At 72.2% G+C, this 16,001-nt stretch carries 17 protein-coding genes; 14 read left to right on the top strand and 3 right to left on the bottom strand.

Annotated elements, in window-relative coordinates; genetic code table 11:
- Positions 1-67 precede the first annotated feature (67 nt).
- Both menD and ACVGV0_RS21475 read left to right on the top strand, forming a co-directional pair.
- Entirely contained in the window at positions 68-1,744 is a 1,677-nt protein-coding gene (gene menD / locus ACVGV0_RS21480) for a 2-succinyl-5-enolpyruvyl-6-hydroxy-3-cyclohexene-1-carboxylic-acid synthase (RefSeq protein WP_459157495.1), read from the top strand.
- Between the two features lie 957 nt (positions 1,745-2,701).
- A complete protein-coding gene (locus tag ACVGV0_RS21475) occupies positions 2,702-3,250 on the top strand; it encodes a hypothetical protein (RefSeq protein WP_459157494.1) in 549 nt (182 codons plus the stop codon).
- Positions 3,251-3,389: 139 nt separating this feature from the next.
- On the opposite strand, the gene ACVGV0_RS21470 is transcribed toward ACVGV0_RS21475, so the two are convergent.
- From ACVGV0_RS21470 to ACVGV0_RS21460, 3 genes are read right to left on the bottom strand one after another with little or no spacing between them, the layout of a single operon-like run.
- Positions 3,390-3,782, bottom strand: a complete 393-nt coding sequence (locus ACVGV0_RS21470; protein ID WP_459157493.1) for a DUF397 domain-containing protein — start codon at positions 3,780-3,782, stop codon at positions 3,390-3,392.
- Entirely contained in the window at positions 3,779-4,336 is a 558-nt protein-coding gene (locus tag ACVGV0_RS21465; protein WP_459157492.1) for a DUF5753 domain-containing protein, read from the bottom strand. The genes ACVGV0_RS21470 and ACVGV0_RS21465 overlap by 4 nt, the downstream gene beginning before the upstream one ends.
- A gap of 39 nt (positions 4,337-4,375) precedes the next feature.
- Positions 4,376-4,651: a helix-turn-helix domain-containing protein gene (locus ACVGV0_RS21460; protein WP_459157491.1), complete on the bottom strand. Its 276-nt coding sequence runs from the start codon at positions 4,649-4,651 to the stop codon at positions 4,376-4,378.
- Between the two features lie 254 nt (positions 4,652-4,905).
- Between ACVGV0_RS21460 and ACVGV0_RS21455 the strand changes: the two genes are divergently transcribed.
- The 12 genes from ACVGV0_RS21455 to nuoE all read left to right on the top strand — a co-directional run bounded on the left by ACVGV0_RS21455 (position 4,906) and on the right by nuoE (position 15,993).
- Positions 4,906-5,166, top strand: coding sequence for a zinc finger protein (locus tag ACVGV0_RS21455; protein ID WP_459157490.1), 261 nt, complete (start codon positions 4,906-4,908; stop codon positions 5,164-5,166).
- Positions 5,163-5,321: a hypothetical protein gene (locus ACVGV0_RS21450; protein ID WP_459157489.1), complete on the top strand. Its 159-nt coding sequence runs from the start codon at positions 5,163-5,165 to the stop codon at positions 5,319-5,321. Before ACVGV0_RS21455 ends, ACVGV0_RS21450 begins: the two co-directional genes overlap by 4 nt.
- A gap of 623 nt (positions 5,322-5,944) precedes the next feature.
- Positions 5,945-7,534 (top strand): M1 family metallopeptidase, encoded by a 1,590-nt coding sequence (locus ACVGV0_RS21445; protein WP_459157488.1) that lies wholly within the window; start codon positions 5,945-5,947, stop codon positions 7,532-7,534.
- A gap of 148 nt (positions 7,535-7,682) precedes the next feature.
- The gene (locus tag ACVGV0_RS21440; protein WP_459157487.1) at positions 7,683-8,387 is read left to right on the top strand and encodes a DUF3592 domain-containing protein; all 705 of its coding nucleotides are present in this window, start codon (positions 7,683-7,685) and stop codon (positions 8,385-8,387) included.
- Between the two features lie 196 nt (positions 8,388-8,583).
- Entirely contained in the window at positions 8,584-9,351 is a 768-nt protein-coding gene (locus ACVGV0_RS21435; protein WP_459157486.1) for a hypothetical protein, read from the top strand.
- 33 nt (positions 9,352-9,384) lie between these two features.
- Positions 9,385-10,074 carry a demethylmenaquinone methyltransferase gene (locus ACVGV0_RS21430; protein ID WP_459157485.1) on the top strand — a complete coding sequence of 230 codons (690 nt, stop codon included), beginning with the start codon at positions 9,385-9,387 and terminating at the stop codon, positions 10,072-10,074.
- 380 nt (positions 10,075-10,454) lie between these two features.
- The gene (locus ACVGV0_RS21425) at positions 10,455-11,753 is read left to right on the top strand and encodes a geranylgeranyl reductase family protein (protein ID WP_459157484.1); all 1,299 of its coding nucleotides are present in this window, start codon (positions 10,455-10,457) and stop codon (positions 11,751-11,753) included.
- 144 nt (positions 11,754-11,897) lie between these two features.
- Positions 11,898-12,263, top strand: coding sequence for an NADH-quinone oxidoreductase subunit A (locus ACVGV0_RS21420; RefSeq protein WP_459157483.1), 366 nt, complete (start codon positions 11,898-11,900; stop codon positions 12,261-12,263).
- Between the two features lie 92 nt (positions 12,264-12,355).
- Entirely contained in the window at positions 12,356-13,033 is a 678-nt protein-coding gene (locus ACVGV0_RS21415; RefSeq protein WP_459157482.1) for a NuoB/complex I 20 kDa subunit family protein, read from the top strand.
- Between the two features lie 6 nt (positions 13,034-13,039).
- Positions 13,040-13,789, top strand: a complete 750-nt coding sequence (locus tag ACVGV0_RS21410) for an NADH-quinone oxidoreductase subunit C (protein WP_459157481.1) — start codon at positions 13,040-13,042, stop codon at positions 13,787-13,789.
- A gap of 69 nt (positions 13,790-13,858) precedes the next feature.
- Complete coding sequence (locus ACVGV0_RS21405; RefSeq protein ID WP_459157480.1) at positions 13,859-15,214, top strand: NADH-quinone oxidoreductase subunit D; 1,356 nt, start codon at positions 13,859-13,861, stop codon at positions 15,212-15,214.
- Entirely contained in the window at positions 15,211-15,993 is a 783-nt protein-coding gene (gene nuoE / locus ACVGV0_RS21400; protein WP_459157479.1) for an NADH-quinone oxidoreductase subunit NuoE, read from the top strand. The genes ACVGV0_RS21405 and nuoE overlap by 4 nt, the downstream gene beginning before the upstream one ends.
- Positions 15,994-16,001: the final 8 nt, after the last annotated feature.

Raw genomic sequence — 16,001 nt, 5'->3', positions numbered from 1 at the left:
GACGATGGCGGGTGCGGAGCCCACCGGCGGGCCGCCCCGGTCGGGGCTTCCACCGATTGGAGGCTAGGTGAATCCGTCCACGGCGCAGGCCGAGGTCCTGGTCGACGAGCTGGTCCGGAACGGTGCGGAGCACGTCGTCCTCGCTCCCGGCTCCCGCAACGCTCCGCTGTCCTTCGCGCTGCACCGCGCCGAGCAGGCCGGCCGGCTGCGGCTGCACGTGCGCATCGACGAGCGCAGCGGCGGGTTCCTCGCCCTGGGGCTGGCCGCGCGCACCGGCGTTCCGGTGGCCGTGGTGTGCACCTCCGGCACCGCGGCGGCGAACCTGCACCCCGCGGTCGCCGAAGCCGACCACTCCGGGGTGCCGCTGCTCGTGCTCACCGCCGACCGCCCGCCGGAGCTGCGGGCCGCGGGCGCGAACCAGGCCATCGACCAGCACGGGCTGTTCGGCACCGCGGTGCGGATGTTCGACGAGCTCGCCGTGGCCGAGCACCGCGCCGGGCAGAACGCCTACTGGCGCAGCCAGGTCTGCCGCGCGCGCGCCGCCGCGCTCGGGCCGGGCAGGCCCGGTCCGGTGCAGCTGAACCTGCCGCTGCGGGAACCGCTGGTGCCCGACGGCGAGCAGGACTGGTGCGAGCCGCTGACCGGCCGCGCCGACGGCGGGCCTTGGACGGACGTGCGCAGCGCCGAAACGGCCCCGAGCGCGCTCACGCGGATCACCGCGCGCCGCGGCGTCGTGCTCGTCGCCGAGGCCGACCTGCGCGGTGAGGCCGCCGAGCTGGGGCGGCGTCTCGGCTGGCCCGTGCTGGCCGAGACCGGTGGTGTCGGCGCGGGCGGCGACGGCGCGTTGAGCACCGGGATGTGGCTGCTGAACCTGCCGGAGTTCCTCGCCGAGCACCAGCCGGAGCAGGTGGTCTGCTTCGGGCGCCCCACCGTGTTCCGCCAGGTGCAGCGGCTGCTCGCCCAGGACGGGGTGGAGGTGCTGCTGGTGCGGTCCGGTGCGGACTGGCCAGCGCCCGCGCACAACGTCCGCCAGGTCGCCGACGCGGCCGGCCTGCCCGAGGCCGGCACGGCTGATGCGGAGTGGACCACCGCGTGGCAGCAGGCCGACCAGAAGGCCGCCGCGGCGCTGCACCACGCGCTCGACCTGGAGCGCTGGCCCAGCGGTGTGGCCGTGGCGCGGGACGTGGTGGACGCCCTGCCGCCGGAGTCGCTGCTCGTGCTCGGCTCGTCGAACCCGACGCGGGACGTCGCGCTGGCCGCGCGGCAGCGGCCGGACGTCGCGGTGCACCGCAACCGGGGCGTGGCCGGCATCGACGGCACGGTGTCCACGGCCGCGGGGGCGGCGCTCGCGCACGAGGGCCCCGCGTACGCGCTGCTGGGGGACCTGACGTTCCTGCACGACAGCAACGGCCTGCTGGCCGGGTCGGGCGAGGCGCCACCGGACCTGACGGTCGTCGTGGTCAACGACGACGGCGGCGGGATCTTCGCGCTGCTGGAGCAAGCGCGACCGGAGCACGCGGCGGCGTTCGAGCGCGTCTTCGGCACCCCGCACGGCACGGACCTGGCCGCGCTGTGCGCCGCGCACGGGGTGGAGCACGTCGTCGCCGCGGAGCGGGCCGAGCTGGTCGAGGCGTTGCAACCCCGACCGGGGCTGCGCGTGGTGGAGGTGCGCACCGAGCGCGCCGGGCTCGCCGGGGTGCACGAGCGGTTGCGCGAGGCCGTGCGCTCGGCCGTGCTGGGTTGAGCGCTCGGGCTCGGGGATCGCTCGGGCTCGGGGATCGCTCGGCCCGGAGCCAGATTGGATTCGTTCCAGAGAGGGCAATTTTCATGAAAATTGCGCTCTCTGGAATCATTCAAGAGAGGGGGTCGCAGGTCAGCGCGGGTAGTGCGGGCGTGCACGTGATACAGCGCCGGCGTGTCGTGCTCATCCTGAAGAGTGGTTGGCGGCGGGTGGTGGGGTCGACTGCGCTCGCTGCCTGCCCGCTCGAACGTCCTGGCCCGCAGCTGGCCGCTGATCCGCCCACCGGGGGAGGGGATCACGGGGGCGGGGGCCTCCGGGGCGCCTCGTGCCTGGCGCGCGTTGCACCCGGCCGTGGTGCGCAGCGGCCTGATCGGCCGGCCAGCGACGAGGACGTCGTGCGGCACGCGGCCGCGCGGTGCGGCAGCTCCCACGTCCCTCGCGCGCCGCGAAAGTTCGGGCACGTCCCGCCGCGTCGGTGCACGCCTCCGCCGTGCGGTCCCGGGCGCCCGGCTGGGACCGCGCATCGACGTCAGCGCGGCCGGTGCTTCGTCGTGACGTGCGTTGGGGAGGTCGAATTCGCCGGTTCGGGCGCCTGCGGTGAAGACGTCCCATTCGGCGGGGTGCCTCAGCCCGCTCGGTTCGAGGCTTCCGCCCCGCAAGACGCGGTCGACCCCGCCCAGCGGGGCCGGAGCGCAGCGGGGCCGGGGCGAAAAAGGGCGCCGCCCGTCTGGCGGCGCCCTTCGAAGCCGAAACCTCAGCGGTTTGGCCTGTCACCGGAGGTGACTACCAGGGACCGTTCTGAGGTCTTCGTCAACTACAGTGCCCGAGCGTGCTGTTCGCTCACAACTCGCGCGACGACGAGCACGCGGGAAGCACCGTGCTGCTGTTCGGGCGGCCCCGGATGCAGGGGTACCTCGACGTTTGCGGTGGTGACCCGGCTATGGCGCTCGAGTTGTACCGGTGGAATACCCGGATCAGCGGCGCGTTCTGGGAGACCCTGAGCCATCGGAAGTGGTGCTCCGGAACGTGCTGGCCAGCCGTCTGAGCGAACGGCACGCTGCTGCTGGCCGCACGGGCTCCTGGCTGGAGGACACGGCCCGTGAACTGGACGGGCGTGCGCGGGAGGACATCGCCAAGGCTCGGCAGCGTGTCTGCACCAAGGGCAAGCCGGAGAGCGACGGGCAGGTGCTCAGCGAACTCGGATTCGGTTTCTGGCGGTTCTTGCTGGCCAAGCGCTACACCGCCTTGTGGCCCGACCTCGCCGGCGGCTTCCCCCACGCCCCCGACCGGGCACGCACCACCATCGAACGGCCGGTCATCAACCTGCACGAATTCCGGAACCGGCTCGCTCACCACGAGAGGATCTGGAACCACCCCCTCAAAGAGCGCCACGACGAAATCACGGCGCTGCTGAGCTACATCGACGAAGCACTCGTCGGCTGGGTCGCAGCAGGCTGCCGGGTTCCGAGCGTGCTGGCTGCTTGCCCGCTCGAACGGCCTCACCCGTAGCGTGCGCTGGCCGGGACACCAGCTGGCAGGAAGTTCTCGCGTTCTGGGCCTCGCTGCATTCCGCTGCTCGCCACGAAAGGTCGGGCAAGTTCCCCTGGTCGTCGGTGCCGCGGAGCCCGGTCGGCTCCTAGCCGGGGCGTCAGCGCGTGGCCGGTGCTTCGGCGTGACGTGCGTTGGGGAGGTCGAATTCGCCGGTTCGGGCGCCTGCGGTGAAGGCGTCCCATTCGGCGGGGGTGAAGGTCAGGGCGGTGCCGCCGTCGGGTGCGCGCAGTTGCGTGCCGCCGTCGCTGGTCTGCTGGATGCGCAGGGCGCGGTTGCTGCCGGCTTCGGCGTGGCCGAGCGCTTCGGCGAGGAAGCCGGGCCAGTGCCGGGCGGCGAGGGTGAGGACCGGTCCGGTGCCCTGGCCCTTGCTGTCGCGGACGTGGACGTGCTCGGTGTCGAAGAGGACCTCGACGCAGTCCTGCGACGGGTTGCTGAACGTGCTCTTGAACCAGCCCGTGGCAGGTTCGGGGGACCGGGTGTCGGTGTTCATCGCCTCTCCATCTCCTCGCGGACCTCGTGGATGATCTCAAGCGAGTCGTCGAGGTCCAGCGCGCGGTCGGTCGCCTCGTCGAGGCTGGCGCTCAACTCCCTGACCACGTGGGGCTTGTCGATCAGGGAGCCCGTGGTGACGGTTTCCTGCCAGGCCATGTCGGGCAGCAGGCGGGATTCGAAGGAGAGGATTTTGAGCGCTCCACCGATCACGGGGTGCGCGCCGGCCGCGTAGGGCATGACGTGGATCTTGATCTGGTCGCGGCGCTCCTCGCTGAGCTTGGCCAAGCGGGCGAGCTGGTAGGCCATGACTTCGCGGTTGCCGACCTCCTGCCGCAGGGCTGTCTGTCCGATGACGACCGTGAGGTCGATCGGTTCGGGATCGTCCAGTCGCACCTGCCGGGCGAGACGCGATTCGACGCGGGGGCCGACGTCGACGGGCTTGATGTAGGGCGATCCGCCTCGAATCATCGCCCGCGCGTAGTCCGCTGTCTGCAACAGGCCGGGGACGGTCTCGGCCGCGTACTCGCGGACGGTCGAGGCGCCCGCTTCCAAGCCGATGAACCGCAGGAACTCCTCCGAGTACAGCCGGGCTTAGTCGTCCCACCACTCCCGCTGCTCGGCCCGGCTGCGCAGCGCCTCGAGCTCGCCGAGCTGCTGCTCGGACAGCTCGTAGACCTTCGCCAGCTCGGTGAGCTTCGTCGCGGTGAGCTTGCGCTTGGCGATCTCGATCGAGGACAGGTTGTTGCCGCCGACACCCGTTTCCTTGCCGACCGCGTTCAAGGTCAATCCCAGCTGCTCACGGCGCTCGCGCAGACGCAGGCCCAGCTCCAGTGCCTGCACCGTGCTCGATTCCGGCGCGTGTCCCATCAGTGCCGCTCCCACCTGTCCTGAATCAGCAGTGCACTGATCTCAGTACCACAGCCTGACATCAGCAAGTGCACACGATCAGGCTATTCCATCATGAGTACTCTCGAAATAACTTGATAGTACTCATGAAGTGATCGAAAACTAGTCGAGTAGTCGCGGTGATGGCTCAGGTCATGTCGTTCGTCTCGGCACGTCTTGGCCGTTCCTGCTGGTGCTCGTCCGAAACCAGCCGCGTGCGAGGAGCTGGAGGGAACATGCCTCATCCGTTCTCGTGGGTGCCGGCCCAGGGGGCCAGGCACGCCACGACCGATCCGCGCCCTCCGGGGGCTGCGTGCGCCTACCCGCCGAACATGGCGGTGTCCGCGTTGTGCGGAGCCGAGGTGACCACGGCGACCGGTGAGGTGCCGTGGCTGTGGGGGACGTGCCCGGACTGCGACGAGCGGGCCCGCGCGATGGTGGGCGCGCCCTCCCGCGCGGTCATCCGGGCCCACCGGACCGCGGAGGAGCGCGCATGAGCCAGCAGGCGCGGCCGCACATGGCGAAGCGGCCGGGTGAGACCGACGAGCAGCACCGGGAGCGGCTCTCCCGCTCGTGCTACCGCTGCGGCTGGTACAGCACCGATCTCGCGGAACTGGACGCGCACGAGGACGACTGCGGAGGTGGGCTGTGAGCGTGCTCTTCCTCTCCACCGCGCCGTTCTGCACCGCGCTGGCCGCGCTCGCGCTCGCGGTGTGGTGCGCGGAGCGGCGGTCGCTGCGCGCGGCCTGTGCCGGTGTGTCCACCGCGGACCAGCTCCGCGCGCGTGCGGCGGCCCTCGCGCAGCTGCGCGCGCTCCCCGCGCGGTGCAGCTCCCCCGGGCAGTGCGGTCCAGGGCAGTGCGGTCCAGGGCAGTGCGGTCCTGGGCGGGCCGGTTCACCCGAGCAGTCCGGGCCCGGTCGGCCCGGTTTCCCCGTGCGGAGCGGCCTCCCCGCGCGGCCGGGTTTCCCCGCGCGACCGGGCCTGCCCGAACATCCCCTCCTCACCGAGCAGCGCGCCCTCCGCCCGCCGGTGGTGTGGCCGGCCGCCGACCCCGACGGGTACTGACCAGCCCCGACGGGCTGCCCCGGTAGCAGCAACCCGCCGGGACCGCACGCGAAGTACGCAATCCGCAGGAATTGCTCCTGTCAGCGGAGGAGCGCGCGCCGCACCGGGACTACGGTCCGGCACGGGCACCAGTCCGAGGTGTGCGCCGGTGCGGCGCTGGGCGCGTGCGCGCCCGGGCCGCGGCGCACGCGACGAGCGTGGAGGTGAGGCGTGACCAGGAAGGTGCTTCGCACCGGCGGAACCGGAGGAGAACTGCGCACCGGCGCGACGGGCAGGGGGCTCCGCTCCGGCGTGGCCCGGAACGTCGTGCGCACCGGCGTGGCGTGCTGCGCGACCGCGCTGCTCGCCGCCCCGGCCGCTGCGACGGGGGCGCAACCGGGTTCCCCGGGGATCGGCGATCCGTACTTCCCGAACTACGGCAACGGCGGCTACGACGTCGAGCACTACGACATCGACGTGAACTACCAGCCGAAGACGGACCACCTCAGCGGCACCACGCGGATCACCGCCCGTGCCACGCAGGAGCTGTCCTCGTTCAACCTGGACTTCGCGCTGCAGCCGGAGTCGGTGGCGGTCAACGGCCAACCGGCGCAGTTCTCCCAGCAGGGCAGCGAAGTCACCGTCACGCCGGGATCCGAGGTGTCCACGGGGGACACCCTGTCCGTGGTCGTGGACTACTCGGGCGTTCCGTCCGAAGTGGAAGCCGACGGGGTGTCGCCGTGGATCCGCACGCAGGACGGCGCGATGGCCGTGGGGCAGCCGGAGATCTCCGCGTGGTGGTTCCCCGGCAACGACCACCCGCGGGACAAGGCCCGCTACGACGTCGCGGTCACCGTGCCGCAGGGGACTCAGGTGCTGTCCAACGGACTGCCCGCGGGCCACCGGTCCGGAGCCGGGAGCACGACGTGGAACTGGCACAACGCCACCGAGACGGCGACGTACCTGCAGTTCCTGGCGATCGGCAAGTACGACGTGGAGAACAAGAGCGGCGCGTTCGGGCAGCCGTTCATCACCGGCTACTCCCGCGGGCTGGGCGAGCTGCGGGAACCGGCGCGGGCGAGCATCGAGCGCACACCGGAAGTGCTGCGGTTCCTGTCCGGACTGGTCGGTGACTACCCGTTCCCCGCGCAGGGCGGTGTCGTGGCGTCCACGAAGGACATGGGCTTCGCGCTGGAGAACCAGACCCGCCCCACCTACAGCCCGCTGTTCTTCACCGACGGCCAGAACACCTCGGTCGTGGTGCACGAGCTCGCGCACCAGTGGTTCGGCGACTCGGTGTCGGTGGACACCTGGCGCGACATCTGGGTCAACGAGGGCTTCGCCAGCTACGCCGAGTGGCTCTGGTCGGAGCACCAGGGCGAGGGCACCGCGCAGGAGCTGTTCGACCACTACTACTCCCAGTACCCGGCCGACGACCCGTTCTGGCAGGTCACCCCGGGTGATCCGGGCAAGGACAACGTGTTCGCGAGCGCGGTCTACGACCGGGGCGCCATGACGCTGCAGGCGCTGCGCAACCGCATCGGCGGCGAGGCGCTGAACGCGGCCGCCCGGGAGTGGGTCAAGGACAAGGCCGACAGCACCGGCACGGTCGAGGAGTTCATCGCGCTCGCCGAGAAGCACTCCGGGCAGGACCTGGGCGGGTTCTTCGACACCTGGCTGTTCACACCCGGCAAGCCCGAGCCCACCCCGGAGAACGGCTTCCCGCAGGGGCGTGCGCGCACGAGCGCGCACGCGCCCGCCTCGGTCGCCGAGCTCGACCGGACGCACCGGCTGCTCGCGCAGCAGCACGCGCACGAGTAGCCGACCGCGGCGCCGGGTTCCGCGCGTTTCCCGAAGGAGGCGCGGAACCCGGCGCCGGGGAGCGCGGGCGGCCGGGCGAATCGCCCGGTGACCAGGAGTGGCCCGGTGACCAGGAGCGGTGCTGCCGCCGCACCTACAATCGGGGCTCGTGGCCAGCGAAACGCGGGAAGCGACGACCGGTGAGCAGCTCCGGGAGACGGCCGAGGCCCCCGAGGACTCCGGGGGCGAGGCCGCGGAGGCCGCCATGCCCCCGGCATCCGCGGAGAGCGGCGCGGGCGCCGACAGCGGGCGAGCGCGGGCGGCCGCGGGCTCCGACCGGGCCGGCGCCTCCGGGGACCCCGACCTCGGGGGAACCGGTGCTGGGCGCTCCGGCGCCGGAGGCTCCGAGGCCGGGGACGCCGAGGTGTCGGCCGAGCCCGCCCCGGCCGGTGCGGGCGGCGCGCGGCACCGGACCGGCCGCGCCCGGCGCTTCGTGGCGCGCACCGCGCTCGTGCTCGGCGCCCTGGCCGCGGTGATGGCGGGCGCGCTGCTGGGGGCGTGCGCCATCAACGACCGCACCATCGCCGAATCGCAGGGCAGCGCCGTCGCCGAGGTGGTGGACACCTCCCCGGTGCGCGCGGCGGTGCGGTTCACCACCGATGACGGCCGCGTCTACATCCCGGCCGCCGGTGTGCTCTACCCCAGCGGGCTGAAACCGGGGCAGCAGGTCTACGTGGAGTACGACACGCGCAATCCCGACCTGGTCCGCGTGGCCGACCGCACCGTGGCCGTGGCGCTGTTGCCGGTGGGCACCGCGCTGGGCGGAACGTGGCTCGTGCTGGGGACCGTCTACCTGGCGGCGCGCCGCAGGTGAGCCCCCGCACCGCGCGTATGCGCGATCGCAACCTCGAGATGAGTACTTTCCCGGAGGTGTCCGACCGCTCCGACCGGGCAGAGTAGCGCGAGCGGATCTCACGCAGGCGCCGGACCCCGCGGGCGCGCTGCGGTCGCGCATCGTGCCCGCACCGCAGGTCAGCGGTGCCACGGAACAGCGGAGGATACGACTCGACATGGAGAGCTTCTGGCCAGCGCTGGCGGTCGTCCTCGTCGGTCTCGCCGTCGCGGCGGTCGTCTGGCGTCGGCGGCAGCGCGCCCAGCACCCGCCGGTGTCCGCGGGTGCGCAGTGCGGCGAAACGGCTGCTGCGGCGGGCCACTCGGCAGCCTCGGGCGGCCCGGCCGCTTCGGGTGCCCCGGCCGCTTCGAGCGCCCCGGCAGCCTCGGGCGGCCCGGCAGTGCCCAGTGACCATGCCGCTCCGGGCGACCAGGACGCGTCCTGCGGTGCGGAGATGTCCGGTGGGTCGGACACCTCCGAGTGCGCGGGCGCGGTCGAGGTCGCTGGTGCGGTCGGGCGGCGGCGCTGCGAGCGGCACTGCGAGCAGGCGGTGCAACGCTGCCTGCGCGCGGTGGAGGCGGTGACCGCCGAATCGGCGCGGTCCGAGCTGGCGGCGCTGGTGCGCCGGATGGACGCGGAGCTGCCGACCGTGCGCGCGCTGGTCGCGCTGGCCGACGAGCTGGCCGCGGGCTCGGACGGGCGCACCGCGGTGGCGCACGTGGACGCGGGCTTGGCCGAGGCCGCCCGCGGCTTCGACGCGCTGGCCGCCGAGGTGCTCGCCCTCATCGACGAGCTGCCGCGCCTGCCGGGCCGGCAGCGGACGTCCGAGCGGACCGCGCGGCTGCGCAGCCGGTTCCCGCTGGCCCCGCCGATGTCCGCGGTCACCCGGGTCGGCGAGGCCGGTGCCGCGGGCGAACGCGGTGGTCAGCCGCTCCGAGCCGGGTGACGGCCGCGCCGCGCGGCGGCGTAGGCTGCCGGTGTGCCACGGGCCGAGCTGGACAAGGACCCGCGCGAGGTCGCCGCGATGTTCGACGACGTCGCGCGCCGCTACGACCTGACCAACACCGTGCTGTCCTTCGGGCAGGACCACGTCTGGCGGCGCGCCACGCGGCGCGCCCTGCGGCTGCAGCCCGGTGAGCGCGCGCTCGACCTCGCCGCGGGCAGCGGTGTGTCCACCGCGGAGCTGGCGCGTTCCGGGGCGTGGTGCGTGGCGGCGGACTTCTCGATGGGCATGCTCTCGGTCGGGCGCGGCCGGGGCGTGCCGATGGCCGCTGCGGACGCGCTGGCGCTGCCGTTCGCGGACGCGTCGTTCGATGCGGTGACGATCTCGTTCGGCCTGCGCAACCTGGTCTCGCCCGTGGACGGGCTGCGGGAGATGCTGCGCGTGGTGCGGCCCGGCGGGCGCCTCGTCGTCTGCGAGTTCTCCACGCCCACCTGGGCGCCGTTCCGCGCCGCGTACATGAACTACCTGATGCGCGCGCTGCCGGGGATCGCGCGCGCCGTCTCCTCGAACCCGGAGGCGTACGTCTACCTGGCCGAGTCGATCCGCGCCTGGCCGGACCAGCGGGGGCTCGCCCGCGTCCTCGCCGAGGCGGGCTGGAGCCGGGTGGCCTGGCGCGACCTCACCGGCGGGATCGTCGCCCTGCACCACGCGGTCAAACCGGGCTGAACCCTCCCCGCCCTCCTTCCGCGGCGCTGTCTGGAACCATTCCAGATAATCCAATTTTCATGAAAATTGTCTTTACCGGTTCAGTGAAAATTGGAGCCGTGCGCTGGGAAGACGCGGAGGGGCGGCGGGACTGGTGGTCACCCGTTCGGGATTCGCTGGGCTGTTCGGGCGACGAATTCCGAATCGTTCAAGCCCGTGCCGCGGACGCCGCTCGGAGGGTGAACACCCGGTGACGCGTGCCGGATGAGCGGGCTTTCGGGCTCGATCGTGCTGTTCATCCGACTTAGACTCGAATTAGTGAACTCGTTCACAAGCGGGATCACCGCGGCAGGGGGAAGCAGACCCCGTCGCGCAGTGCGAGCACCGAGTCGAGGAGAGCCATGACGAGCGCCCCCAGCCGCCGCCGCGCCCACGACGACGCCGAGGTCATCGTCGTCGGAGCCGGACCGGCCGGAGCCACCGCGGCGACCTGCCTGGCCCGCGCCGGCCTGGACGTGCTGCTGCTGGAGAAGAGCAGCTTCCCGCGCGAGAAGGTCTGCGGCGACGGCATCACGCCGCGCGGCGTGAAGCAGCTGATCGATCTGGGCATCGACACCCGGCAGGAAGCGGGGTGGCTGCACAACCGCGGCCTGCGCGTCGTCGGCGGCGGGGTGAGCCTCGAGCTGGACTGGCCGGACCTGGCCGACTTCCCGCCGTACGGGGTGGTCCGGCCGCGCGACGACTTCGACGAGCTGCTCGCCCGCACCGCGCAGCGCGCCGGGGCGCGGCTGCTCGAGCGCACCTCGGTGACCGGGGCGGTCGTCGACGAGCGCAGCGGACGCGTCACCGGCGTCGAGGCCAAGGCGGGCGCGGAGCGCCGCCCGGTCACCTACCGGGCGCCGCTGGTCGTCGGGTGCGACGGCGTGTCCGCGCGGCTGGCCCTGTCGGTGGGCCTGGAGAAGCGCGACGACCGCCCGATGGGCGTGGCCGTGCGCCGCTACTACACCAGCCCCCGGGACAAGGACGACTACCTGGAGTCGCACCTGGAGCTGTGGGACCGCTCCACGCCCGGCGAGCCCCGGCTGCTGCCGGGCTACGGGTGGCTGTTCGGCATGGGCGACGGCACGGTCAACGCCGGTCTGGGGATCCTGTCCACCTCCAGCGCCTACGGGAAGACGAACTACCGCGACCTGCTGCGCACGTGGCTGGACGGCACGCCGGAGGAGTGGGGCTTCCGCGAGGGGAACGCGCTCGGGCGCGTCGGCGGGGCGGCCCTGCCCATGGGCTTCAACCGGACGCCGCACTACCGCGACGGACTGCTCCTGGTGGGGGACGCGGGCGGCATGGTCAGCCCGTTCAACGGCGAGGGCATCGCCTACGCCATGGAGTCGGCGCGGCTGGCGGCCGACTGCGTGGTGCAGGCGATGGCGCGGACGAGCGGCGTCTCGCGGGAGCAGGCGCTGCGCCGCTACCCCTCGGCGGTGTCGGACGCGCTCGGCGGCTACTTCCGCATGGGCAACATCTTCAGCAAGTTGATTGGTCATCCGACGGTGATGCGGATGGCGACCAAGCACGGTCTACCTCGGACAACGCTGATGCGCTTCGTGCTGAAACTGCTCGCGAACCTCTACGACTCGAAGGAGGGCGACATGACCGACCGTGTGATCAGCGCCACTACTCGGCTCACCCCTAGCGCGTGACGGACGGTGTCTGGTCAGATATTCGCCGCGTTGTGCTGGAAGTCATAGAGTTAGGTTCGCCTCACAGCGGAGGCGGGTCGGACGACCGCATAGAGTGCGCATGAACGCGGCTTCCGCCACGGTCAGCTGAAGGAGGGCAGCGCGATGCTCGATGCGTACATCCCGCTGGTGCTCATGTTCGCGTTGGCGTTCGGCTTCGCGCTGTTCTCCGTGGTGGTCGCGCGCCTGGTCGGCCCGCGGCGCTACAACAGGGCGAAGCTCGACGGCTACGAGTGCGGGATCGAACCGTCCCCGGCGCCCGTGGTGGGCGGCGGCCGCGTGCCGGTCGGCTACTACCTCGTCGCGATGATGTTCATCCTCTTCGACATCGAGATGGTGTTCCTCTTCCCGTACGCCGTCTCCGCCGATGTGCTCGGGCTCTGGGGCGCGTTCGCGGTGGTGCTGTTCATCGTCACGTTCGGTTTCGCCGACGTCTACGCGTGGCGGCGAGGTGGTTTCGACTGGAACTGAACCGGAACTGACGCCGCCGGCGGCCTTCCGGCGGGCCGTGCGGTGGCAGTGGCACAGGAGTGATGCGGTCGACTCGTGGAAGGAGCGCCGGGATGGGGCTCGAACAGCAGCTGCCGAACGGCATCCTGTTGGCCAACGTCGAGAAGCTCGTCAACTGGACCCGGAAGACCTCGGTGTGGCCCGCGACGTTCGGGCTCGCCTGCTGCGCGATGGAGATGATGACCATCGGCGGCTCCCGCTACGACGTCGCGCGCTTCGGCATGGAGCGGTTCTCCGCGACGCCGCGGCAGGCCGACCTGATGATCGTCGCCGGCCGGGTGACGAACAAGATGGCCCCGGTGCTGCGGCAGATCTACGACCAGATGCCGGAGCCCCGCTGGGTGCTCGCCATGGGCGTCTGCGCCTCCACCGGCGGGATGTTCAACAACTACGCGGTCGTGCAGGGCGTGGACCACGTCGTCCCCGTGGACATGTACCTGCCGGGATGCCCGCCGCGTCCGGAGATGCTGCTGGACGCGATCCTCAAGCTGCACGCCAAGATCATGAACGAGCCGCTGAACTCGGCGCGCGCGGCGGAGAAGCTCGAGCAGGGGGAGACCACCCCGATGCTCCCGTCCTCGGAGCGCTACGCCCCGCGCAACCGCACGCAGCGCAAGCGCGCCGAGCGCCAGCAGGCCGCGCAGGTGCGCGAGATGGGCAGCGGGCAGCGCTCCGTCAGGGACGACACGGCTGACCGGAGGAGCTCCGGCGAGATCGGCGCGGGCAGGTGAGAACCGGTGACGCAGAACGAATCCGAGCAGCAGCGGACTGACGGGTCCCCCTCCGGGGCGGTGCGCCCGTCCGAGGGCGCCGCGGACCGGGGCGCCCCGGTGGCCGGCCGCGAGCGCCGCGGCATGTTCGGCGTCGGTGACGCGGGGGACACCTCCGGCTACGGCGGGCTGCGCCTGCCCGCCCACGTGCCGCCGCCGGCGCCGCGGCCCTTCGGCGGCTGGTTCGACGAGGTCGCCGACGCGCTGATCGCGGCGCTGGAGGACGACGGCGTCCCGGTCGGCGAGGCGATCCGGCAGATCACTGTGGACAGAGGGGAGATCACCTTCTACGTCGGACGCGACCGCCTGGCCGCGGTGTGCCGGAAGTTCCGCGACGACCCGGCGCTGCGCTTCGAGCTGTGCAGCTCGATGTCCGCTGTGGACTACGGCGAGGAGGTGCCCGAGCGGTTCCACTCGGTGTACCACCTGACCTCGATGACCTACCGGCGCCGGGTGCGCGTCGAGGTCGCCGTCGATGCGGAGGACCCGCACGTGCCGTCGGTGGTGGAGGTGTACCCGACCGCGGACTTCCAGGAGCGCGAGGCCTGGGACATGTTCGGCATCGTCTACGACGGGCACCCCGGCCTGACGCGCATCCTCATGCCGGACGACTGGGACGGCCACCCACAGCGCAAGGACTACCCGCTGGGCGGCATCCCCGTCGAGTACAAGGGCGCCGAGGTGCCGCCGCCCGATGAACGCCGTGCCTACACGTAGGTCGCCGCGCCCACCACGGCGCGGGCCGGTGCCGCCCCCGGTGCGGCACATCGCGGAGAGGTGCTCGAGATGACTACCGAACCACTGGCCGACAACTCCACAAGCGGCCGCGGCCGCGGTGACCCGTACGCCGACGCGCGGGAGACCACCGAAGGCCGCGTCTACACCGTGACCGGCGGCGACTGGGACGAGTTCCTCGACGAGGCCGCCGGGGACGACCGCGTCGTCATCAACCTCGGCCCGCAGCACCCGTCCACGCACGGCGTGCTGCGCATCGTGCTGGAGCTCGAGGGCGAGATCGTCACCAAGGCCCGCACGGTCATCGGATACCTGCACACGGGCATCGAGAAGAACTGCGAGGTCCGGAACTGGACCCAGGGCGTCACCTTCGTGACGCGCATGGACTACCTCGCGCCGCTGCACAACGAGGCCGCCTACTGCCTGGCCACGGAGAAGCTGCTCGGCATCGAGGCACCGAAGCGGGCCCAGACGTTCCGGGTCATGCTGCTGGAGCTCAACCGCATCTCCTCGCACCTGGTCTTCCTGGCCACCGGGGCGATGGAGCTCGGTTCGACCACGGGCATGACCTTCGGGTTCCGGGACCGCGAGGAGGTGCTGCACCTGCTCGAGTACCTCACCGGGCTGCGGATGAACCACGCCTTCATCCGGCCCGGCGGGGTGGCGCAGGACCTGCCGGAGGACTTCCGGGAGCGCGTGCTGCAGTTCATCAAGGTGATGGAAAAGCGCATGCCCGACTACGAGAAGCTCTTCAGCGGGCAGCCCATCTGGAAGCAGCGCCTGCGCGACGTCGGCTACCTGCCGCTGGACGGGTGCCTGCAGCTCGGCGTCACCGGCCCGATCCTGCGCTCGGCCGGTGTGGCGTGGGACCTGCGCAAGGTGCAGCCGTACTGCGGCTACGAGGAGTTCGACTTCGAGGTGCCCACCAGCACCGACGCCGACTGCTACGCGCGGTTCCTGCTGCGCGTGGAGGAGGTCTACCAGTCGCTGCGCATCATCCGGCAGTGCCTGGACAAGATGGAGTCCGGTCCGGTCATGGTGGACGACCCGAAGGTCGCCTGGCCGGCCCAGCTGAGCATCGGTCCCGACGGCATGGGCACCTCGCTGGAGCACGTGCGGGAGATCATGGGCCAGTCGATGGAGTCGCTGATCCACCACTTCAAGCTGGTCACCGAGGGCTTCTCCGTCCCGCCGGGGCAGGCGTACCAGGCGATCGAGTCCCCGCGCGGCGAACTCGGCTACCACCTGGTCTCCGACGGCGGCACCCGTCCGCTGCGCGTGCACGTGCGCGATCCCAGCTTCATCAACCTGCAGGCACTGCCGGCGATGGCCGAAGGCGGCCTCGTCGCGGACGTCATCGCCGCGGTGGCGTCCCTCGACCCGGTGATGGGCGGGGTGGATCGATGACCGACGGAACCGGCGAACGACCCGCGGAGGCGGCCGTGGAGGACCAGCAGCACCCGGAACCGGACACGTCCGCGTTCGGCGCGGACGTGCGCGCCGACGCGGACCGCATCATCGCGCGCTACCCGCAGTCCCGGTCGGCGCTGCTGCCGCTGCTGCACCTGGTGCAGTCGGTGCAGGGCCACGTCAGCGAGGCCGGCGTGGCCTTCTGCGCCGAGCGCCTCGGGCTGGGCACGGCCGAGGTGAGCGCCGTGGCCACCTTCTACACGATGTACAAGCGCCGCCCGTGCGGGCAGCACCTGGTCAGCGTGTGCACCAACACGCTGTGCGCCGCGCTCGGCGGCGACGAGATCTACCGGCGGGTGAGCGCGGAGCTCGGCGCCGGCCACGAGGAGACGGCCGGCGAGCCGGGCGAAGTCGGCTCGCTGACCGTGGAGCACGCCGAGTGCCTCGCCGCCTGCGACCTGGCACCGGTGCTGCAGGTCAACTACGAGTACTACGACAAGCAGACCCCCGAGTCGGCGCTGGAGCTCGTGCGGGCGCTGCAGCGCGGGGAGAAACCCGCCCCGTCCCGCGGCGCCCCGCTCTCCGACTTCCGCACCGTCGAGCGCGAGCTCGCCGGGTTCTACGCGGACCTGGAGTCCGAGGCCGCCGGCGGCACCGGCTCGGCGGAGACCCTGCGCGGCGCGGAGCTGGCGCGCGAACGGGGTTGGAGCGCACCGGCCAAGCCCGACCCGGACAGCGCGGAGGCGGCGCTGCCACCGCTACCGGAGAAGAACTGAGAGGTCGC

The sequence above is a fragment of the Salinifilum ghardaiensis genome (assembly GCF_054491345.1).
The sequence above is the reverse complement of the archived record's forward strand: the minus strand, read 5'-3'. Positions and strand labels throughout refer to the sequence as shown.